Raw genomic sequence first — 20,259 nt, 5'->3', positions numbered from 1 at the left:
CTCCGGCCTTCCGCGTTCAAGGCCTGGGCATCCTGCGTTCACCGTGACGCCCGCCACTCGTCAGGTGACTTGAGTCACACCCGTACAACCCGCGGCGGCTTTGAGAAGTCATGCGCTGAGCAGGAAGCCACCGGTGGGACACACGGGGCACGTGTAAACAGTACTGAGGGGTGGATCACTTGAGCCCGCGCAGATCGCGGACACCGCGCGCCGGACACGAGTCACGCACATCGCACGCTTACAAACCGCTCAGCCTGAAGCGGAGAGCGTGGCTGACGATCGGGGCGGTGGTCCTCGGCGGGGCAGGGGCGGTCACGTATGCCGTCGCGAATCCGTCCGCGCCTGCGGACACGGATGCCAAGTCCCGTAAGCCCGCCGTCCACGGCATGAAGCTGGAGACGCAGAGCGCCGATCGCAAGGGTCTGCCCAAGAAGTCCACCGAGTTGTTCAGCGCGGTGGTGCTGACCTGGAAGAACCCGAAGGCCGAGCTGGACGGCACGGCCGAGGTGCGCGCCCGCAGCGTGGAGACCGGTGAGTGGTCCACGTGGCAGAAGCTGCCTCAGGACCCGACCCAGGCCGACGGCAAGGAGGCCGAGCGGGCCGGCGTGCGCGGCGGCACCGAGTCTGTGTGGACCGGCCTCTCGGACGGTGTCGAGGTCCGCGTGGTGGCCGACGACGGCACCGCGTCGGAGCTGCCGGCCGGTCTGGACGTGAAGCTGATCGACCCCGGTACGGACAGCGGCGCCCGCGCCACCACGAGCGGCCTGGAACCCGCCGCCTTCGCGGCCGAGACCGCGACCGCGACGGCCGACGCCACTGCGACGGAGTCCCCGGCCCCCTCGGAGTCCGAGCCGACGGCTCCGGCGGCGACCACGGAAACCGCCGTCACGGACTCGGCGACCACCTCGGAATCCCCCTCCGCGTCCGCTTCCGAGTCCGCTTCCGCTTCGGCCTCGGCGTCTCCCGAGCCGTCGGAGACCGTGCCGACCGCCCGCCCCTCCACCGTCGTGAAGCCGCCCGTCATCACGCAGGCCCAGTGGGGCGCCTCGGCGGACTACAACGGCACGCCCTCGTACGGCGACAAGATCGAGGCGGCCGTCGTCCACCACACGGGCGTGGACAGCGACAACACGCTGTCCTGCGCCGAGTCCCGCGCCCGCGTACGCAGCATCCAGCTGGCCCACCTCCAAGAGGGCTGGTACGACATCGGCTACAACTTCCTCGTCGACCGCTGCGGCCAGATCTTCGAGGGCCGCAGCGGCGGCATGGACCTGCCGGTGATCGGCGCCCACGACGCGGGCTTCAACACCAACACGCTCGGCATCTCGTACATCGGCAACTTCGAGAAGGCGAAGCCGACGAAGGCCGCGCTCGACGCCATCTCCCGTGTCATCGCCTGGAAGTTCGGCCAGTACGGCGTCGACCCGAAGGCCAACGTCACGCTGACGTCGCGCGCCCCGCTGAACTACAGCGGCAACAAGGTCCCGGAGGGCACGCAGATCACGCTGCCGACGATCTTCGGTCACAAGGACACCAACGCGACACTCTGCCCGGGTGCGAACCTCTACCCGAAGCTCTCCACCATCCGCACCCTGGCGTCCCTGCCCGGCGTCTCGCACGCCCTGCCCACCTCGGACTTCAACCGTGACGGCGTCAAGGACCTGGTCGCCGGTGTGCCCAAGGCGTCCGGCAGCGTCGGTAACGTCGTCATCGTGCCGGGCAGCGTCAACGGCCCCGCGGCCGGCTCGAAGCTGAGGCTCACCCAGTCCAGCGCGGGCGTCCCCGGTGCCTCCGAGTCGGGCGACCAGTGGGGCGCGGCCACGGCGTGGGGGGACATCAACGGCGACGGGTACGCGGACCTCGCGATCGGCGCGCCCGGCGAGGACGACACGACCGGGCACGCGGACCGCGGCGCGGTCACCATCCTGTACGGCCCGACGTTCAGCCAGAACGCCTCCACCATCGCCCTCGGCGACGACTACACGCCCACGGGCGCCAAGTTCGGCGCGGCAGTGACCGTCGGAGACTTCAACGGCGACGGCAAGGCTGACGTCTTCGCCGCGTCCACCGGTACGGGCGGCAGCTGGGCGGCCCGGTTCAACGACGGCCACGAGGTCGCCGGGCAGGTCACGTCCGGCTCCGGCGCCCTCGCGTACGCGGACGCCACGACCGGTGACTTCAACCGGGACGGCTACGCGGACGTGGCGCTGAACTACCGCGACTCCTCCGGCATCGGCCGGGTCACCTGGTTCAGGGGCTCCAAGTCGACCGGTCTGACCAAGGTGTCCACGCTGTCCGTGAAGGGCGGACGCTCCATCGCCGCGGGCGACGTCAACGGCAACGGCTACGACGACATCGTCATCGGCCAGCCGTACACCGCCGAGTCCGGCGCCAAGGCGGGCGGCCAGGTGACGATGGTCCCGGGCACGTCCACCGGCTTCACCACGACCGGCATGACGACGATCCACCAGGACACCGCCAGTGTCCCGGGAGCCGCCGAGTCGGGCGACGCGCTCGGCTGGTCGGTGTCGGTCGGCGACTACAACGGCGACGGCTACGCGGACGTCCTCGCGGGCGCCCCGAACGAGGACATCACCCGCACCACCAACCGCACCAACGCGGGCTCGGCCTGGCTCATCAAGGGCACGTCGTCCGGCCTCACCGGCACGGGCTCGCTCGCCTTCTCCCAGGACACGACCGGGATCACGGGCTCCACGGAGACCAACGACAAGCTGGGCTCCGCCGTCTCCCTGACGGACCTCTCCGGCTACGGCCGGTCGGACCTGACGTTCGGTGTCGAGGGCGAGGACTCCTACGCGGGCACGATCCTCTACCTGCCGAGCGGCAGCAGCGGCATCACCCCGTCGAAGGCCTTCTACATCGGCCGCGACAAGCTGGGCACGCCGACGAGTGCGTACCTGGGGCAGACGCTGACGCCGTGACGGCGTAGGCGAACCGCCACTCAGCCGTGCGGCGTTACGACGGCCGGGCTCCCCGCTTGGGAGCCCGGCCGTTCGTCTTTGGCGCGCAGACGTGCCCCTCAGTCTCAGTCTTCGGCCGGGGGCCAGGCTTCCCAGGTCAGGTCCAGGCGCTGGTACGCGTCGTCGAACCAGGTGTCGAGCAGCGGGACGGTCACGGTCACCGTCGTCAGGGACATCGAACTGTCCTTGATCGTGACGTGGGCCCGCTCCTCGTCCACGTCACGTTCGATGAACATCTCGGGCCCGCGGACCCCCTCGCGCCACGCGATGTCCTGCCCGGCGTCGAGGGCGTCCAGGGCCTCCTGCCACTGCTGCAGATCCTCCGGGAAGACCGAGATCCCGATGCTTCCCCGCACGAAGGGGGTATCGACCAGAACCTCTCCGGCGAGTACATCGCTCGCGGCCTCGCCTGCTCCCGGTTCCGCGCCCGGTCTCGCCTCGCGTACTCTCCCGGTGATCCGGAGGACGACGCTGTTGCCCGCGCCCTCCAGGCGGATCAGGTCGATCGGTCCGTCAGCCACCAGTGCTCCTCCCGGCTCCCGTATCTGCCGGAACACTAGCCGCCGCCCTGCGATGGATCACCGCGCTGCGTCAGGACGTGCCGCCGAAGTCGACGTTCTTGGTCTCGACCGTTCCCGCCGTCCGCCCCGGCGCCGCCTGGAAGCTCCAGTACAGGTTCGTGTGCGCGATGACCTGGTCCGGTGCCGGTGCGCCCCATGCCGTCTTGTCCCCATTGGTGTGGGCGTCGCTGACAAGGGTCGCGTCGTACCCCCTGACGAACGCGCCGTGGAGCGTCGAGCGGATGCACGCATCGGTCTCCGCGCCGACGACGACCAGTCGCCCGACTCCGAGGTCCGACAGCACGGTCTCGAGGGTGGTGTCCTCGAAGGAGTCGCCGTAGCTCTTCTCGACGAGCGGCTCGGCGTCACCCGGCGTCAGTTCGGGGACGATCCGCCACTCGTCGCTGCCCCTCGCGAGGTCCTCGTCGGAGTGCTGGACCCAGACGACGGGGACCTGTTCCCGCCGCGCCTTCTCGACGAGGCCGCCGATGTTCGCGACGACAGCATCGCGCTCGTGAGCGCCCGCGACGACGCCGTTCTGCACGTCGACGACGAGGAGTGCGGTGTTCGGCCGGTTCTCGAGTGTGGTCATGGTCTCCCCCTTGGTTGTGGCACTGCACCACGCATTCGATCGGGCACGCTACATCCCCCGACTGACAGTCGCCCGGGGCCGCTAGACATCTGTCGCGTTGGGCTCGTACGTCACCGCCACCAGGCGGTCGCTGATCGCCGCGGGGCTCTCCGACCGCTCCTTGGCGCGGTGGGCGCGGATCGCCGGGTCCGAGAGGGTGAGGACCATGAACGGGCAGTCATCGACGTTGTTCGTCCTCTCCGGTGAGCACCTGCTGATGTCGGTGATCGTGTGGCCCGGGCACACGGCCCCCGCGGGGAGTTCCACTTGCAAGGTCAGACTGCCGTTCGAGGTGAAGCGGAACTGTCCCGACTTCGGGGTCTTGACGCGCTTGCCCGTGATGCCGACGACGACATCGGCCGTCAGCCCGCGGGCGGAGGCGGTGCGTCCCTCGCCGTGCGGCCCGTACATGTCCACCGTCACGCGCTGTTCGCCGACCGGCGCCGGGAGGGTGAGCGTCCGATCGCCCGGGGCGATGTTCGCCGTGATGGTGAACCGGGGGGACTTGCGCGGCCCCGGGTCGTAGTACCCGTAGCTCGAGATGACCAGCTGAGGAAGTGCGTCCCGTTCCCCCTCACCACGCGGCTCGGGCCGTACGGGGCCGGTGGCGCCGCACCCCGAAAGCGCCGCTGTGGCGCCACCGGGCAGCGCGGTGTCCTTCAGCTCGCCGAGTGCGCTGAGCAAGCGGCCTTGCCCGGCCTCCCGCCAGGGCGCTGGATACGGGTAGGGATACAGCAGCGCGAGCAGCAGCACCGGCACCACGCCGAGCAGCAGCCACGACCGCGGTGAGAGCCGGCCGGTCCGGAACACTCAGACCCGCCCCCGAGCTCTGCGGGACACCACCGCACGCAGGACGCGGCGACCCTCGGTCGACACGTCGAGCGCCTGGCGCAGCCCGCTCGCCCCATGGACCGAGAGGAGTTCCAGGATCGTGATCTGGCGTCGGAGTTCCGCGGCGACGAGCGGCGACATGGCGTCCGTACTGCCCTCACGCCGGGACGTCACCGACGTGGCGCCGTCCTCCGTGACGTCCAGAATCCGGTGGATCTGCAGCGCGGCCACGGAACACGCGTCGGCCCACTCGCGCAGCTGTGCGGCCTCGGGCGTGCCGATCAGGGACTCCCGGCTCTGGGGCAGGACGGCGGGCGCGGCGCCGAGCATACGGCGGGCCAGCACGCAGGCCTCGTCGTCGTCCACCTCCGCCGTGTCGAGGGCGGACCGCGCCTTGGCAAGCCGCACTTCCCACTCCTCGCCGTCCGTGAGGCTCGCCCACAGCGGCCGCAGGACGTCGTCGTCACCGCCCAGCAGGGGCACGCAACGGTCCAGACAGGCGAGACCGCTCGCCGCCAGACCTCGCTCGTCGGCCTGAACGATCAGTTCCACCAGGCTCATGTGCGCCTCCCTTACCCGGACTCAGCACCTCCCCTTACTGCGCGCGGAACCCCAGGAACGTCACTGCACCCGCATGTCACGGTCTCGGAACGTGACCGCCCTGCGTCGTGACCGCGTGACAAACGTCGGTCAACTTCGCTGAGCTCGAGGGCCGTTGGGCCGGCGCGCGGGGGCTGTCAGGCCGGCGCTCGGGGGCCGTCGGGCCGCGATCTCACTGCGGAAGCGGCTCGACCCCCAACCCGTCGAGGAGTCGGAAGAACAGCGCCTCGGCGAACGGATCCGGGTCCGCGGTCAGCACCTCGACCAGCGGCTCGCCCGGCACCTCCCGGCCCGCCTCGGCCGCCCACGCGACCGCGCGCTCGGCGGCATCGCGCGGCTGGAGGAAGTAGTCCTCCAGCGTCAGTCCGTCTCCGCCGATGTACCCCGCCATCGCGCCGGGCGCCAGACACGCGGTCCACGCCCCGCTCTCCGGCCCTGCCGCCTCGACGACCACGCAGTCGCTGTCCATGACGTATCCGAACAGTGCGGGCGACCCGGTCTCCAGCGCCAGCGTGTTCATGCTCCCGACGTCCTGGGTGCCGTCCCCGCCGCTCGGGCACTCCCACACCTGCCAGCCTCCGGCGCGCTGCTCGTGCAGCGTCAGCTGGTCCCGTACGCCCTGCAGCGCGGTCAGTTCCGCGAGCGGACGCTCGCTCCTGCCCACGACGAAGTAACCCCAGTAGCCCATCCCGTTGGCCCCCCGGTGCGTTCGATGGCTCTGTCCTGCTGTGTCCCGGCTCAGGACTCCTCGGCCGAATAGACCACAGCCGTACACGAGTTCGCCACCGGTAAGGCAAAACCGGCGGTTCAGCCCTTTCAGCCCAGCTTCTCCGCCAGTGCTCTGAACTGCGCCCACGTCATGTCCGGCTGCCGCGGGTCCCACACCTTCTGGATCATGGCGTTGAGCGGCATCCGGATGCCCTGGGCGATCTGGTCCTGGGTCTGCGCGTTCGCGAGGTCGGACCATACGGAGAAGACGGCGCCGAGAATCTGGTCGTTGTACCTCTCGGGGACCGGCTGGGTGCCGCGCAGGACGAGCGGCGTCCACTGCTCGTAGATGCGCTGCCCGGTGGGGTAGACGAACTGGTTGGGCTGGCCGAGGACGTAGTAGAGGTACTCGTCGTTGTAGTTGACGACGTCCCGTCCCTCCTGCAGATACTCCAGCGGCTGCCGCGCCCCGATCTCCTTGCCCGTCCAGTACGCGACCTGGATGTCCTTGTCCGGCTGCACGACGCCGCCGGCGTAGAACCCGTCGTTCCAGGCCTTGACGGTGCGGCCGTGTCCGCGCATCACGTCGGCCCGGTCGTTCAGCCAGTCCGTCGCCAGGTCCTGGATCCGGCCGTTCGGCCCGTGCTCCTGCCGGGCGGCCTCGGCGAGCTGGGGATACGACGCCTCCGGGTTCGTGGCCATCAGCGCCCGGTACTCGTCGCCGCCGAGGTGCCACAGCGGCCCGGGGAACAGCTCCGCGTACTCGTTCAGCAGGTCGTCGACGAGCTGGGCGGACTCCTTCTTGGAGATGTCGATCGCGCCGGTCGCGAGCGTGCCCTGGGCGTTGCGCAGCTGCAGATCGGGGTGCGCGTCGAGCACGGCCCCGAGGTGGCCGGGCGAGTCGATCTCGGGCACGACGGTGATGTGCCGGGAGGCGGCCAGCGCGATGATGCGCCGCACCTCGTCCTTCGTCAGATGGACCTTGGAGACGATCTCCGGGTGCGAGTCCGACTCGATCCGGAAGGCCTGGTCATCGGAGAAGTGCAGGCCCAGCTGGTTGTACTTGAGGTCGCCGAGCTCGCGGATGCGGTCCTCGATCCAGTCGGCCGAGTAGTGCTTCCGTGCGATGTCGATCAGGAACCCGCGCTGCGGCTTCGCGGGCGCGTCGTTCACGACGCCCTCGGGCGCGGATCCCTGGGCGCGCACCTCCTGCTTGAGGGTGCGCGTGCCGTAGAAGACCCCGGCCTCGCCGGGTCCGGTGATCCGTACGCGCTGGTCCTTGACGGTCATGGTGTACGACTCGGCGCCGCCGCCCGCGCCCGGGGTGAGCGCCAGTTCGACGTCCCCGGCGCCGGCGGCGACCTTGCCCGCGTACCTCAGCTGCAGCTCACCGGCGAGCAGGCGCCCCTCGTCCGCGAGCGCGTCGTCACCGACGACCACCCGGCCGTTCCCCGGCTGCCAGCCGGGGCCGCGGGCCGGGGTGAATTCCCGGATCGCGGGGATCGTGTCCGGTGCCGTCGACAGCGGATAGGTGCGGCCGGGCGACGGCGTCGACGCCGGTGACGCCGGAGGCGCCGACGGGTTCGGCGCCCGCGAGGCCGATGGCGTCCCGGTGGGCTGCTGGCTCACGGCGGGGCCGCCGCCCGGCCCTCCCACCCACAGCGTCACCGTCAGTGCCACGGCGCTCGCCGTGGCCGCTCCCGCACCGCTCCACGCCCATACACGCCTCACCAAGCCGCACCCTGCCTCATCGCGGCCCTGCCGGGCCGTGCTTCCCGAGTCACTGATTCTTCGAGCGCGCCCACCCGGTATGGCCGGGGGCCGCTACGGGGCGCTACGGGCATACGCATTGCTGTGACCGTATGACCGGATCCATGACCACTGACGTCCACGCCAGGCGTTGAAACTCTGCCGTCCGGGTGAATTCCTGGTACCGAACGGACAGGTCTCGCCCTAGGCCGATAGCGTGACGACACATTCATCACTTCATCCACCGCAGAACCACGAGTCATTCACCGAAACCACGCAGGTCGGGAACCATCCGGGCGCCGCACGCATCACATGCACTGCACCGCATGCACTACAACAAGCCTGCACCGCATCACGCCCCACCGCACGGCACGGCATCACCACCCCGGCGCCACGCCTGCCAGTACCCCACCTGCCGCCTACGAGGAGCGCACGCTGCCTTCGGATCGTTTCCCTCGCCTCCCCGGCCGTGCCGCGATACCGGACCAAAACCTCCACCAGGGCCTGAAGGACCTGGGAGGTACCTCCACGGGACCGCGCCTGCCCGGACTGGAGCGGTTCAACACCGCGCCCGCCGAGGTCGCCGAGAACGCGCTCCTCGCCTGCTGCGACAGCCTCCGCTGGGCGCGCCGCCTCGCCGCCCACCGGCCCTACCCGGACCTCGCCTCCCTGCTGGCGGCCGCTGACGAGGCGGCATACGACCTGACGCCCGACGAGCTCCACCAGGCCCTCGCGGCCGAGTCCGCGCACCAGCCGGGGACCGACTCACGCGCCGCGGCCACCGCGCTTCGCGCAGCCCACGCCGCGTACGAGAGCCGCTTCGGCCATGTCTTCGTGATCTGCCTGGACGATGTCGCTCCAGAAGAAACGCTCGACCAGGTGCTCGCAGGAATCCGGTCACGACTGAACAACGACCCCGAGGACGAGCGGGTGCAGGCCGCCGAGGAGCTCAGAGGCGTCGCCCGGGGCCGGATCTCCCGCCTCCTGCACGGCCTCGGTGGGTCCCCCATGGCGTACGACTGGCCGGCGGAGGGCATCGGCCCCGGCCCGGAATCGCCTGAATCAGTGGATTCGGGGCGGCCCGATAGCCCGTACGTGCAAGTTTGATTGCCTGTTTGATCACATCGGTAGGCCCCGCGTAAGCGTTCCGACAAGTCGTCGCTACGATGGCCGGGGCCGGTGGACCGTACCCGGCCGGGCCCGACCGACAGACAAGCCGGCGCGGCCCCAATCCCCGCTCCCGGAGGGTTCTTCCGTGCCGGCTGGAACGCTGTACCGCGGCCGGGAAGGAATGTGGTCGTGGGTGGCTCATCGAGTCACCGGCGTCCTCATTTTCTTCTTCCTGTTCGTACACGTGCTGGACACCGCTCTCGTCCGCGTCTCCCCCGAGGCGTACGACCAGGTCGTTGCCACCTACAAGACGCCGATCGTCGCGCTTCTGGAGTACGGCCTCGTCGCCGCCATCCTCTTCCACGCGCTGAACGGCCTGCGCGTCATCGCCGTCGACTTCTGGTCGAAGGGCCCGCGCTACCAGAAGCAGATGCTCTGGACCGTCATGGGCATCTGGGTCGTCCTGATGGTCGGGGCGCTGTACCCGGTCCTCGGCCACGCCGTCCGTGAACTCTTCGGGAGCTGAGGCCGATGTCTTCTGACACCACCACCGCAACGTCCGGCATCGGCCCCGTCGAGGGCGGCGCCGGCACCGCGTACGGCGTCGACAACCCGGCGCCCGTCATCGAGGCGCCACGCAAGCGCACCGCGAAGACCCCGCGCTCGACCCGCGGCAACTTCGAGATGGCCGCCTGGCTCTTCATGCGCCTGTCCGGCATCGTGCTGGTCGTCCTGGTCCTCGGCCACCTGCTGATCCAGCTCGTACTGGACGGCGGCGTGAGCAAGATCGGCTTCGCCTTCGTGGCCGGCCGCTGGGCGTCCCCGTTCTGGCAGATCTGGGACCTGCTGATGCTGTGGCTCGCCATGCTGCACGGCGGCAACGGTCTGCGTACCGTCATCAACGACTACGCGGAGCGGGACATGACCCGCTTCTGGCTGAAGATGCTGCTGTACACCGCCACGGTGTTCACCGTCCTGCTGGGCACGCTGGTGATCTTCACCTTCGACCCGAACATCCGCTAGAGCCGGGGCTGAGGCGCTAACCATGAAGATCCACAAGTACGACACCGTCATCGTCGGCGCCGGTGGCGCGGGCATGCGCGCGGCCATCGAGTCGACGAAGCGCAGCCGTACCGCCGTGCTGACCAAGCTCTACCCCACCCGCTCCCACACGGGCGCCGCGCAGGGCGGCATGGCCGCCGCGCTGGCCAACGTGGAGGAGGACAACTGGGAGTGGCACACCTTCGACACGATCAAGGGCGGTGACTACCTGGTCGACCAGGACGCCGCCGAGATCCTCGCGAAGGAGGCCATCGACTCCGTCCTCGACCTGGAGAAGATGGGCCTGCCGTTCAACCGCACCCCGAACGGCACCATCGACCAGCGCCGCTTCGGCGGCCACTCGCGCAACCACGGCGAGGCGCCGGTCCGCCGGTCCTGCTACGCCGCGGACCGCACCGGCCACATGATCCTCCAGACGCTGTACCAGAACTGCGTCAAGGAGGGCGTGGAGTTCTTCAACGAGTTCTACGTCCTGGACCAGCTGATCACCGAGGTCGACGGCGTGAAGCGGTCGGCGGGTGTCGTCGCGTACGAGCTGGCGACCGGCGAGATCCACATCTTCCAGGCGAAGGCCGTGATCTACGCGTCCGGCGGCTGCGGCAAGTTCTTCCGCGTGACGTCGAACGCTCACACGCTGACCGGTGACGGCCAGGCGGCCGTCTACCGCCGCGGGCTGCCGCTGGAGGACATGGAGTTCTTCCAGTTCCACCCGACCGGCATCTGGCGCATGGGCATCCTGCTGACGGAGGGCGCCCGCGGTGAGGGCGGCATCCTCCGCAACAAGGACGGCGAGCGCTTCATGGAGAAGTACGCGCCGGTCATGAAGGACCTGGCGTCCCGCGACGTCGTGTCCCGCTCCATCTACACGGAGATCCGCGAGGGCCGCGGCTGCGGTCCCGAGGGCGACCACGTGTACCTGGACCTCACGCACCTCCCGCCGGAGCAGCTGGACGCCAAGCTGCCCGACATCACGGAGTTCGCGCGCACCTACCTCGGCATCGAGCCCTACACGGACCCGATCCCGATCCAGCCCACCGCGCACTACGCGATGGGCGGCATCCCGACGAACGTCGAGGGTGAGGTCCTGGCGGACAACACCACGGTCGTCCCGGGCCTGTACGCCGCCGGTGAGGTCGCCTGCGTGTCGGTCCACGGCGCCAACCGCCTGGGCACCAACTCGCTGCTCGACATCAACGTCTTCGGCAAGCGCGCCGGTATCGCGGCCGCCGAGTACTCGGCCAAGCACGACTACGTCGAACTCCCGGAGAACCCGGCCGAGCTCGTCGTCGAGCAGGTCGAGCGGCTGCGCAACTCCACCGGCACCGAGCGGGTCGCCGAGATCCGCCGGGAGCTGCAGGACACCATGGACGCCAACGTCATGGTGTTCCGCACCGAGCAGACGATCAAGACGGCAGTCGAGAAGATCGGTGAGCTGCGCGAGCGCTACCGGAACGTCGCCATCCAGGACAAGGGCAAGCGGTTCAACACCGACCTGCTCGAGGCCATCGAGCTGGGCAACCTGCTCGACCTGGCCGAGGTCATGGCCATCTCGGCGCTGGCCCGCAAGGAGTCCCGCGGCGGTCACTACCGCGAGGACTACCCGAACCGCGACGACGTCAACTTCATGCGCCACACCATGGCGTACCGCGAGGTCGGCGACGACGGCACCGAGACCGTCCGCCTCGACTACAAGCCGGTCGTCCAGACCCGCTACCAGCCGATGGAGCGTAAGTACTGATGGCTACCCCTGTCATGGACAAGGTCGAGGCGGAGTCCGCCGCCTCGCCCTACATCACCGTCACCTTCCGGGTCCGCCGGTTCAACCCGGAGGTCTCGGCCGAGGCGACCTGGGAAGACTTCCAGCTGGAGATCGACCCGAAGGAGCGTGTGCTCGACGGGCTCCACAAGATCAAGTGGGACCTGGACGGCACGCTGACGTTCCGCCGCTCCTGCGCGCACGGCATCTGCGGCTCCGACGCGATGCGCATCAACGGCCGCAACCGGCTGGCGTGCAAGACGCTGATCAAGGACATCAACCCGGAGAAGCCCATCACGGTCGAGCCCATCAAGGGCCTCACGGTCCTGAAGGACCTGGTCGTGGACATGGAGCCGTTCTTCCAGGCGTACCGGGACGTCATGCCGTTCCTGGTGACCACCGGCAATGAGCCGACGCGTGAGCGTCTGCAGTCCGCCGAGGACCGCGAGCGCTTCGACGACACGACGAAGTGCATCCTCTGCGCGGCCTGCACGTCGTCGTGCCCGGTCTTCTGGAACGACGGCCAGTACTTCGGCCCGGCCGCCATCGTCAACGCCCACCGCTTCATCTTCGACTCGCGCGACGAGGCCGGGGAGCAGCGGCTGGAGATCCTCAACGACAAGGACGGCGTGTGGCGCTGCCGCACGACGTTCAACTGCACGGACGCCTGCCCGCGCGGTATCGAGGTGACGAAGGCGATTCAGGAGGTGAAGCGGGCGCTTATCACGCGCCGCTTCTGACGGTTTCCGCGTTCGCGGTCGTACGTCGACGTGGGCCCCGTTCCCGGCTGGGAGCGGGGCCCATGCGCGTCGAAGAGCCCCCGTATGGCTCCCGTACGAGGCCCCCGGGGCCGCCTACCCTGACGCCATGTCACAGGAGGCGTCGTACGAGCTGCTCGGCTTCGACAACGTGCTGTTGCCCGTCGGCGATCTCGACGAGGCGGTGGCGTTCTACCGTCGGGCCGGTTTTCCGGTGGTGTTCCGGCTCGACGAGGCCGGGATCGCGCTGCTGAAGGTCGGGGACGAGGCGCCCGGTGTTCTGCTGCGGCTGGAGGAGGACCTCGGGTATCGGCCGCCGCCGTGGCCCGGGCCCCGTGTCTGGCTGGAGGTCCGCGACGCGCGGGCCACGGCACGGGCGCTCGTGGCGGCGGGGGTCCCGGTCCTGGAAGAGCCGTTCGCGGTGGCCACGGGCTGGACAGTGGAGGTCGCGGATCCATGGGGGAACGTCGTCGGGTTCACGGACTACAGCAAGCGGCCGGAGCTGGGGCGGAGTTGAACCCCTCGCCCGCAGCCGGCGGGCGAGGGGTTCGATTCGCTTCGGTTCAGCTCGGTCGGTTCGGCTCACGCGTGCTCAGTTCACGGCGTCCACCCCCTCAGGAGCCAGCTCCACGTCGTACACCAGAGGGGCCTCCGTGACCACGACATGGCGGGCGCGGGGCGCGAAGCCGGGGGCCGAGGCGGCGAGCAGGTAGCCGCCCGGGAACGGTGCCGACAGGATGTACGAGCCGTCGGCCAGCGACCTGACGCGGTCGAGTTGGCGGCCGCCCCTCGACAGGAGAGTCAGGACGGCGCCGGAGACCGGCTCTCCGTCCGTGGTGCGGATGAAGCCGTGGACCACCGCCACCGCGGACACCCCGTTGGTCTCCTCGTCGGCAGCCTCCGGCACACGCGCGTGGGCCGTCGGTTCCGGTACGCGCGCGTGGGCCGCGGTGTCCGGGAGCGGCTCCGCCTCCTCGCGCGGTTCCACCGCCAGATGCGGCAGCCGCTTGTCCAGCCAGGCGGGGAGCCACCAGTTGGACCGGCCCAGCAGATGCATCGCAGCCGGTACCAGCGCCGTACGCAGGATGAACGCGTCCAGGGCGACCGCCGCCGCGAGGCCGATGCCCGCCATGGCGCCCTCCATGTCGCCGCTCAGTACGAAGGCGGAGAAGACGCAGATCATGATGAGGGCGGCGCAGTTGATGACGCGGCTGGTCTCGGCGAGGCCGACGCGTACCGCGCGTGCGTTGTCCCGCGTGTGCACCCATTCCTCGTGCATCCGGCTCACCAGGAACACCTGGTAGTCCATCGAGAGGCCGAAGAGGAGGGAGAGCATGATCACCGGGAGGAAGGACGTGATCGGGCCCTCCTTGCCGACTCCCAGGAGCTCCGTTCCCCAGCCCCACTGGAAGATCGCCACCAGGACGCCGAAGGACGCTGCCGCCGCGATGAGGTTCATCAGCGCGGCCGTCAGCGGTACGACGAGCGAGCGGAACGCGATCAGCAGGAGCAGGAAGCCCAGGCCGATGATCGCCGCGACGAAATACGGCAGCCGGTCGCCTGTCACCGACGCGAAGTCCTTGAAGACGGCCGTCACGCCGCCCACATGGGCCTCCACGCCCGACTCCGGGATCACGTGGTCCCGCAGCCGGTCGATGAGCTGGTCCGTCGCCTCCGACTGCGGCGAGGTCGTCGGCACCACCTGGATCACCGACACGCCCTCGGACGGCGGGACCGCGGAGACCTGCGCGACGCCCTCCGTCGAGCGGATCCGCTCCACCAGCGCGCCGGTGTCGGGGGCCTCGGTGACCACCTGGAGCGGCCCGTTGAAGCCGGCCCCGAACCCCTCGGCGAGGATGTCGTACGCCTGCCGGGTCGTCGTCGACTCCTGGTGGTTGCCCTGGTCGGTGGCGCCGAGCCGCAGCGACAGGACGGGCAGCGCGAGAACGGCCATCACCACGACGGCGGCCAGCGCGATCGACCGCGGACGCTTCTGGACGTACGACGACCAGCGCGCCGCCAGACCGCTCGCGTTCTCCGGCTCGGGCCCGTGCTCCGCCAGCCGGCGGCGCTGACGGCGGCTGAGGACCCGCATGCCGAGGAGGCCGAGCAGGGCGGGCAGCAGCGTGACCGCGGCCAGGACGCTCAACACGACCGTGAGCGAGGTCCCGATGACGACGCCGTCGAGAAACCGCATGTTCATCACCAGCATGCCCGCGAGCGCGATGACGACCGTGCCGCCCGCGAAGAGCACCGCACGTCCAGAGGTGTTCAGGGCCTGTACGGCCGCGTCCTCCGGATCCGCCCCGCGCAGGATGCCGCGCCGGTGGCGCGTGATGATGAACAGCGCGTAGTCGATGCCCACACCGAGACCGATCAACGACCCGAGAATCGGGGCGACATCGGCCACGTCCGTGACATGGCTGATCAGCATCGTGGAGAGCATGCCGGTGCCGACGCCGAAGAGGGCGACGACGATCGGCAGCACCATCGCGAAGACCGAGCCGAAGGCCAGGAACAGGATGATCGCCGCGGCGATGATGCCGACCATCTCGGCGACGCCGGTGGGCGGCTCCTGGATACGGGTGATGGCCTGGCCGCCGAGCTCCACCTGGAGGCCGTCGCGCTCCGCGTCCTGCGCGGTGTCGACGACATCCTCGACGAGCCCCTTCGGGACGGAGTTCGCCTGTTCCGTGAACGTGACCTGCGCATACGCGATCCGCCCGTTCTCGCTGATCTGCGCGGCGCCCGCCGGCCCCTCCGCGTAGGGGCTCCTGACCTCGCCGACGCCCTTCATGGCGGCGATGTCCTCGAGCGCGGGCTCGATCCGGGATCGTACGGACTCTTCGCGCACCGAGCCGTCGTCGACCTTCCACACCACCGTGTCGGTGTCGCCCGCGCTCTCCGGGAAGGCCTTCTGCATCAGGTCGATCGCGCGCTTGGAGTCCGTGTCGGGGAGGGAGAAGACGTTGGCGTAGTCGGTCCCGGCCGCGCTTCCCGCGGTTCCCAGACCGAACAGCACCCCCACCCACAGCAACAGGACCACCAGCCGGTGCCGGTAGCACCACCGTGCCAATGCCGCCACGATTTCCGCTCCTTAATCGGTACGTCGATTCGGTACGTCGATTCGGTACGTCGATCGGTACGTCGGTCCCCCGGGTCCTGCGCTTCAGAATCCGTGGCGGCACGCACGCGTGGGGCGGCGCGTCCATGACTCTCAAGGAACTCCAAAGCTCCGATCCGGCACTTCGTACAACGCCCGTGCGGATACTGGGGTCATGACCTCTCCTGGCCCTGAGGCAGCGGCGGCTGTGCACGAGGCGTCGACGGTCCTGGTCGTCGAGGACGAGCCGAGCATCGCCGACGTCCTCGCCATATCCCTGCGCTACCACCGGTTTGAGGTGATGACGGCGGGCACCGTCCGCGAGGCCCTCGCCCTCGCGGAGCGCACCCGCCCGGACGCGGCGCTGCTCGACGTGATGCTCCCGGACGGCGACGGGCGGGCGCTGGGCCGCGAACTGCGCGCGCAGCGGCCGGAGCTGGCGCTTGTCTTCATCACCGCACGGGACGCTCCCGCGGAGATCGTGGGCGCGCTCGGCTTCGGCGACGACTACATCACCAAGCCGTTCAACATCGACGAGGTCGTCGCGCGTACCCGCGCGGTGCTGCGGCGCACCCGGCCCGCCGACGTCCTGCCGCAGCGGCCGCCGCTGCGGTACCGCGACCTGGAGCTGGACGAGACGACGTACACCGTGCGCCGCGACGGCCGGGCGGTCGAGCTCACCCCGACCGAGTACGCCCTGCTGCGCTTCCTGGTGCGCAACGGCGGCGCGGTCGTGCCCAAGGAGCAGCTGCTGCGGCATGTGTGGCAGTACGAACACACCGCCGAGTCGACCGTCGTGGAGACGTACATCAGCTATCTGCGGCGCAAACTCGACGCGCTCGGGCCGCCGTTGATCACGACGCGGCGCGGGGTGGGGTACGGCCTGGCGTAAGAGGCGAGCGCGGTGGCCGGATGCGGGCAGAGGGCACGGGGAGGCGGCGGGATGTGGATGGCGGGCGGTTGGGACTGGCGCTGGTGCCGGCCCCGCGGGATGCACTCGCTGCGCGCCAAGCTCACCCTCGTGAACGTGGCACTCCTGGCCCTCGGCATCGTCGCGGCGACCGCGGTCAGCCTCATGGGCATGCGGCACTACCTGACCGCGAGCGTCGATTCGTCGCTCACCTCCTCGCGGGACTCGCTCTAGCGCAGCGGCCTCAGCATGCGGGAGATCGAGTCGCTGAGCTCCCTGGCCTTCGTCCGGGACCACATGGCCCCGGACCTGAGCGGGGCGGATGCGCTGCCGGGCCCGGAAACGCTGTTCGTGACCGTCGACGACGACGGTGAGCCCGTGTCGCTCGGCGCTTTCGAGCCGACGCCGCGGCAGCGCGAACTGGCGTCAGCCGTCGGCGACGCGGAGGCGTTCAGCGACGACGGGGAGCCGCGTGACATCGCGTTGGGAGGTGACGCCTTCCGCGCGGTGGGGGCACGGCTCAGCGACGGCACGGCCATGCTGATCGCCATGGAGACGAGCGCCGTGCACGAGAGCGTCACCAAGGCGCTCAAGCTGGATCTGGTCTTCGGGACCATGCTGCTGGCGCTGCTCGCGGTGCTGACGATGATCGGGGCGCACCATCGGCTGCGGCCGCTGGAGGACATGGTGGAGACGGCGTCCGCCATCGCCGAGGGCGACCTGACGCGACGCGTGCCGTCCAGCCGGGACCCCGTCACGGAGATCGAGCAGCTGCGGGTCGCCCTCAACTCGATGCTGCACCAGGTGCAGTCGGCGTTCGACACGCGCGAACGCAGCGCCGCGCAGCTGCGCCGCTTCGTCGCGGACGCCTCGCACGAGCTGCGTACACCGCTGGCCGCCATCCGCGGGTATCTCCAGCTGTACGACCAGGGGATGCTGAACGACCCGGAGGACCGGGCCCGTGCGGGGATCCGGATGCGCGGGGAGGTCGACCGGATGGGACGGCTGGTCGACGAGCTGCTGACGCTGGCGCGCCTGGACCAGCAGCCCGAACTGCGCTTCCGCAACGTCGATCTGAGCCGTCTCGTGCGCGACGCGGCCGCGGATCTGCGCGCCCAGCAGCCGGACCGCCCGCTGTCCGTCGCAGCCGACGGCGCGCTGCTGGTGCACGCCGACGAGTCGGGGCTGCGCCAGGTCCTCGGCAATCTGCTGGGCAACGTACGCACCCATACTCCGCCGGATGCCGCCGCCCGGGTGGAACTGGCGCGTGAGCACGGGATGGTCCGGCTGTGCGTCGCCGACGAGGGCCCCGGGCTCGCGGAGGAGGACGCGGCCCGCATCTTCGACCGGTTCTTCCGCACGGGTGGGGCCCCGGGCAGCGGCCTGGGCATGGCCATCGTGCAAGGCGTGGTCACGGCCCACGGCGGCTCCGTCGACGTCAGGACGTCGCCGGGCGCGGGGCTGGCTGTGACGGTGACGCTGCCGGCATGTACGGAGGCCGCGGACTCCCCTGCGGCCTCCCCCGCCGAGTGGCCGGCCAGCACCGGTCGGCTCCGGCTCGGCGAGAAGCCGGACGGTACGGGCACGCGACAGTCCACGCAGCCGGGCGGTACGCGCACACGGCCGTCCGCGCAGCCGGACGGTACGGGCACGCGGCCGCCCCCGGCGTGAGCGGACTGCTCGATGGTGCGAGGTCCGGCACAGGGCTTGGCCGCGCCGCGTACGCCCACCCGAACGGGAATCACGGTCCCGCGGCACCCTCGGCCGCCCCGACCAACGCCGCCACCTCGAAGTCCCACTCCGGTACGGGCCCGTGGCGCACGGCGTTCGCGGCCAGTGCGGAGACCAGCAGGATGGTGTCGTCGAAGGGTGCGCCACCACACGGTGCACACGGGTCCGACACATGATGCAGGGCATCGCGAGATGCCACAGTCCCGGCCAGGACGGCGTCAGGCCGGCCTCAGCAGGCCGGCCTCAGGACGGCCGTAGGTCTCCCTCAGGACGGCCCTGCTCAGGCCTGCTTCGAGGCGAGTTCCACGACCGTGATGTCGGAGGGTGCTCCCACCCGTACCGGCGGCCCCCACGCGCCCGCGCCCCGGGACACGTACAGCTGCGTGTCGCCGTACTGCTCGAGCCCAGCGAGCGTCGGATTCGCCGCGCCCGCGATCAAGTTGCCGGGCCACAGCTGTCCGCCGTGGGTGTGACCGGAGAGCTGGAGGTCGACGCCGTGCTCGACCGCCTCGTGGATCATCACGGGCTGGTGGGCGAGGAGCACGGCGGCGCGGGCGGTGTCCCGGTCCCCGAGGGCCTTGACGTAGTCAGGGCCGTCGCCGTAGTCGTCGCCGGAGATGTCGTTGACGCCCGCGAGGTCGAAGCCGTCCATCTCGACGCGCGCGTTCTGCAGCGCGCGCAGGCCGAGTTCCTGCACGTGGTCGACCCACTGCTCGGCGCCGGAGAAGTACTCGTGGTTGCCCGTGACGAAGTAGGCGCCGTGCCGTGCGCGCAGCTGGGCGAGGGGCTCGACGGCGGGCCCGAGGTTCTCGACGCTGCCGTCGACCAGATCGCCGACGACGGCGATGAGGTCGGGCTGCGTCGCGTTGATGCGGTCGACGACACGCTGCGCGAAGCCGCGCCCCAGCGTCGGGCCGAGGTGGATGTCGCTGACCACGGCGATCCGGAACCCGTGCGCCGCGCGCGGCAGTTTGGCCAGCGGCACGGTGAGCCGCTTCACCTTGGGGCCGCTGAGCACGCCGTACGCCCCGTTGCCGACGGTTCCGAGGGCGACGGCCGCGGCGGCGCCGCCCACGATGCGGGAGACGAAGAGGCGGCGGGAGGGGCCTCCGCCGGCCGGGGCCGTGACGGTAGCCGCGGCGGGGACGGGCTCCTGCGCGGGCTCGCCCACGACGGGTTCCTGCGCCGGCTCGCCCACGAGTTCGGGGCCGGTGGCCGGCACGGGCGCGTCTTCGGGCTCGGCGCCCAGCTCCGGCTCGGGCTCCGGCCCGCGCACGCCACCTGCTGCCGTCCGGTCCCCGGCCCCGACCGGGTGCTCGAGCCGCTGGGGCACCGTGCCGCTGCCGTGCCCGCCTGGGGCCCCGGCCTCGGAATCCCTCCGCGCCGGCCACCGCCGCAGCAGGGGACGTATGAACTCCCCCACCAGCAGCGCCAGCACGAGATACAGGGAGAACGCCATCCACAGATAGCCGGGCCATGCCAGCACCTGCTGCAGCCAGAAGGGTGCCTCCGCACGGGTGCTCCCGAAGGCTCCGAACATGAGCAGCGGCCCCGCGATGAAGACGACGCTGCCCATACGCCGCGCGGCCGAGCCGCGGGCCGTCGTGTCGCGCACGACACGGCGCCACGCGTACCACTGGAGCCCGCAGAACGCCGACAGCACGGCGAGGCCGACGAGCACGAACACGATGACCACGGCTGAGCCGCCTTCCGGTTGACCGTTGAGCCGTTCTGGTTGCGCCGTCCAGAAGGCCCTCCGAGGAGGGCCT

Annotated in this window: 17 protein-coding genes and 1 pseudogene; 9 read left to right on the top strand and 9 right to left on the bottom strand. The window is 70.4% G+C overall.

Annotated elements, in window-relative coordinates:
* Positions 1–287: 287 nt before the first annotated feature.
* Positions 288–2,942, top strand: a complete 2,655-nt coding sequence (locus H1D24_RS24790) for an FG-GAP-like repeat-containing protein (RefSeq protein WP_309484429.1) — start codon at positions 288–290, stop codon at positions 2,940–2,942.
* Between the two features lie 104 nt (positions 2,943–3,046).
* On the opposite strand, the gene H1D24_RS24785 is transcribed toward H1D24_RS24790, so the two are convergent.
* The 6 genes from H1D24_RS24785 to H1D24_RS24760 form a co-directional block, all read right to left on the bottom strand.
* Positions 3,047–3,502, bottom strand: coding sequence for a DUF5959 family protein (locus H1D24_RS24785; protein WP_181659885.1), 456 nt, complete (start codon positions 3,500–3,502; stop codon positions 3,047–3,049).
* A 70-nt stretch (positions 3,503–3,572) separates the two neighbouring features.
* Positions 3,573–4,133 (bottom strand): isochorismatase family protein, encoded by a 561-nt coding sequence (locus H1D24_RS24780; RefSeq protein WP_181659884.1) that lies wholly within the window; start codon positions 4,131–4,133, stop codon positions 3,573–3,575.
* An 81-nt stretch (positions 4,134–4,214) separates the two neighbouring features.
* Positions 4,215–4,982, bottom strand: a complete 768-nt coding sequence (locus H1D24_RS24775) for a hypothetical protein (protein ID WP_181659883.1) — start codon at positions 4,980–4,982, stop codon at positions 4,215–4,217.
* Positions 4,983–5,564, bottom strand: coding sequence for a hypothetical protein (locus tag H1D24_RS24770; RefSeq protein ID WP_181659882.1), 582 nt, complete (start codon positions 5,562–5,564; stop codon positions 4,983–4,985).
* A gap of 211 nt (positions 5,565–5,775) precedes the next feature.
* Positions 5,776–6,291, bottom strand: a complete 516-nt coding sequence (locus H1D24_RS24765; protein ID WP_181659881.1) for a hypothetical protein — start codon at positions 6,289–6,291, stop codon at positions 5,776–5,778.
* A gap of 128 nt (positions 6,292–6,419) precedes the next feature.
* Positions 6,420–8,042 carry a beta-N-acetylhexosaminidase gene (locus tag H1D24_RS24760; RefSeq protein ID WP_181659880.1) on the bottom strand — a complete coding sequence of 541 codons (1,623 nt, stop codon included), beginning with the start codon at positions 8,040–8,042 and terminating at the stop codon, positions 6,420–6,422.
* Between the two features lie 531 nt (positions 8,043–8,573).
* On the opposite strand from H1D24_RS24760, the gene H1D24_RS24755 reads away from it, so the two are divergent.
* The 6 genes from H1D24_RS24755 (at position 8,574) to H1D24_RS24730 (ending at position 13,263) form a co-directional block, all read left to right on the top strand.
* Positions 8,574–9,167, top strand: coding sequence for a 2-oxo-4-hydroxy-4-carboxy-5-ureidoimidazoline decarboxylase (locus H1D24_RS24755; RefSeq protein ID WP_374064356.1), 594 nt, complete (start codon positions 8,574–8,576; stop codon positions 9,165–9,167).
* A gap of 148 nt (positions 9,168–9,315) precedes the next feature.
* Complete coding sequence (gene sdhC / locus H1D24_RS24750) at positions 9,316–9,696, top strand: succinate dehydrogenase, cytochrome b556 subunit (protein WP_181659878.1); 381 nt, start codon at positions 9,316–9,318, stop codon at positions 9,694–9,696.
* 5 nt (positions 9,697–9,701) lie between these two features.
* Entirely contained in the window at positions 9,702–10,193 is a 492-nt protein-coding gene (locus tag H1D24_RS24745) for a succinate dehydrogenase hydrophobic membrane anchor subunit (RefSeq protein WP_181659877.1), read from the top strand.
* 22 nt (positions 10,194–10,215) lie between these two features.
* Positions 10,216–11,970, top strand: coding sequence for a succinate dehydrogenase flavoprotein subunit (gene sdhA / locus H1D24_RS24740; RefSeq protein ID WP_181659876.1), 1,755 nt, complete (start codon positions 10,216–10,218; stop codon positions 11,968–11,970).
* Positions 11,970–12,728 carry a succinate dehydrogenase iron-sulfur subunit gene (locus tag H1D24_RS24735; RefSeq protein WP_181659875.1) on the top strand — a complete coding sequence of 253 codons (759 nt, stop codon included), beginning with the start codon at positions 11,970–11,972 and terminating at the stop codon, positions 12,726–12,728. Before sdhA ends, H1D24_RS24735 begins: the two co-directional genes overlap by 1 nt.
* A 127-nt stretch (positions 12,729–12,855) precedes the next feature.
* Positions 12,856–13,263 (top strand): VOC family protein, encoded by a 408-nt coding sequence (locus H1D24_RS24730; RefSeq protein WP_181659874.1) that lies wholly within the window; start codon positions 12,856–12,858, stop codon positions 13,261–13,263.
* 75 nt (positions 13,264–13,338) lie between these two features.
* On the opposite strand, the gene H1D24_RS24725 is transcribed toward H1D24_RS24730, so the two are convergent.
* Entirely contained in the window at positions 13,339–15,822 is a 2,484-nt protein-coding gene (locus tag H1D24_RS24725) for an MMPL family transporter (RefSeq protein ID WP_181660038.1), read from the bottom strand.
* A gap of 202 nt (positions 15,823–16,024) precedes the next feature.
* Between H1D24_RS24725 and H1D24_RS24720 the strand changes: the two genes are divergently transcribed.
* Together H1D24_RS24720 and H1D24_RS24715 are read left to right on the top strand one after the other, a co-directional pair.
* Complete coding sequence (locus H1D24_RS24720; RefSeq protein ID WP_181659873.1) at positions 16,025–16,741, top strand: response regulator transcription factor; 717 nt, start codon at positions 16,025–16,027, stop codon at positions 16,739–16,741.
* 57 nt (positions 16,742–16,798) lie between these two features.
* Positions 16,799–18,244, top strand: a pseudogene (locus tag H1D24_RS24715) (sensor histidine kinase); the annotation flags it as partial.
* 256 nt (positions 18,245–18,500) lie between these two features.
* Here H1D24_RS24715 and H1D24_RS24710 read toward each other — a convergent pair.
* On the bottom strand, positions 18,501–18,662 hold the full coding sequence (locus tag H1D24_RS24710) for a hypothetical protein (RefSeq protein WP_181659872.1): 162 nt from the start codon (positions 18,660–18,662) through the stop codon (positions 18,501–18,503).
* Between the two features lie 108 nt (positions 18,663–18,770).
* On the bottom strand, positions 18,771–20,186 hold the full coding sequence (locus tag H1D24_RS24705; protein ID WP_181659871.1) for a metallophosphoesterase: 1,416 nt from the start codon (positions 20,184–20,186) through the stop codon (positions 18,771–18,773).
* Positions 20,187–20,259: the final 73 nt, after the last annotated feature.

This window comes from Streptomyces himalayensis subsp. himalayensis (assembly GCF_013778455.1).
In the GTDB taxonomy this organism is placed as follows: Bacteria; Actinomycetota; Actinomycetes; order Streptomycetales; family Streptomycetaceae; genus Streptomyces; species Streptomyces himalayensis.
This window is presented reverse-complemented; position numbering and strand designations above follow the sequence as displayed.

Coding starts and splice junctions, on each gene's coding strand:
- H1D24_RS24780 (WP_181659884.1), bottom strand. CDS start 4,133: ATGACCACACTCGAGAACCGGCCGAACACCGCACTCCTCGTCGTCGAC.
- H1D24_RS24770 (WP_181659882.1), bottom strand. CDS start 5,564: ATGAGCCTGGTGGAACTGATCGTTCAGGCCGACGAGCGAGGTCTGGCG.
- H1D24_RS24765 (WP_181659881.1), bottom strand. CDS start 6,291: ATGGGCTACTGGGGTTACTTCGTCGTGGGCAGGAGCGAGCGTCCGCTC.
- H1D24_RS24745 (WP_181659877.1), top strand. CDS start 9,702: ATGTCTTCTGACACCACCACCGCAACGTCCGGCATCGGCCCCGTCGAG.
- sdhA (WP_181659876.1), top strand. CDS start 10,216: ATGAAGATCCACAAGTACGACACCGTCATCGTCGGCGCCGGTGGCGCG.
- H1D24_RS24735 (WP_181659875.1), top strand. CDS start 11,970: ATGGCTACCCCTGTCATGGACAAGGTCGAGGCGGAGTCCGCCGCCTCG.
- H1D24_RS24730 (WP_181659874.1), top strand. CDS start 12,856: ATGTCACAGGAGGCGTCGTACGAGCTGCTCGGCTTCGACAACGTGCTG.
- H1D24_RS24720 (WP_181659873.1), top strand. CDS start 16,025: ATGACCTCTCCTGGCCCTGAGGCAGCGGCGGCTGTGCACGAGGCGTCG.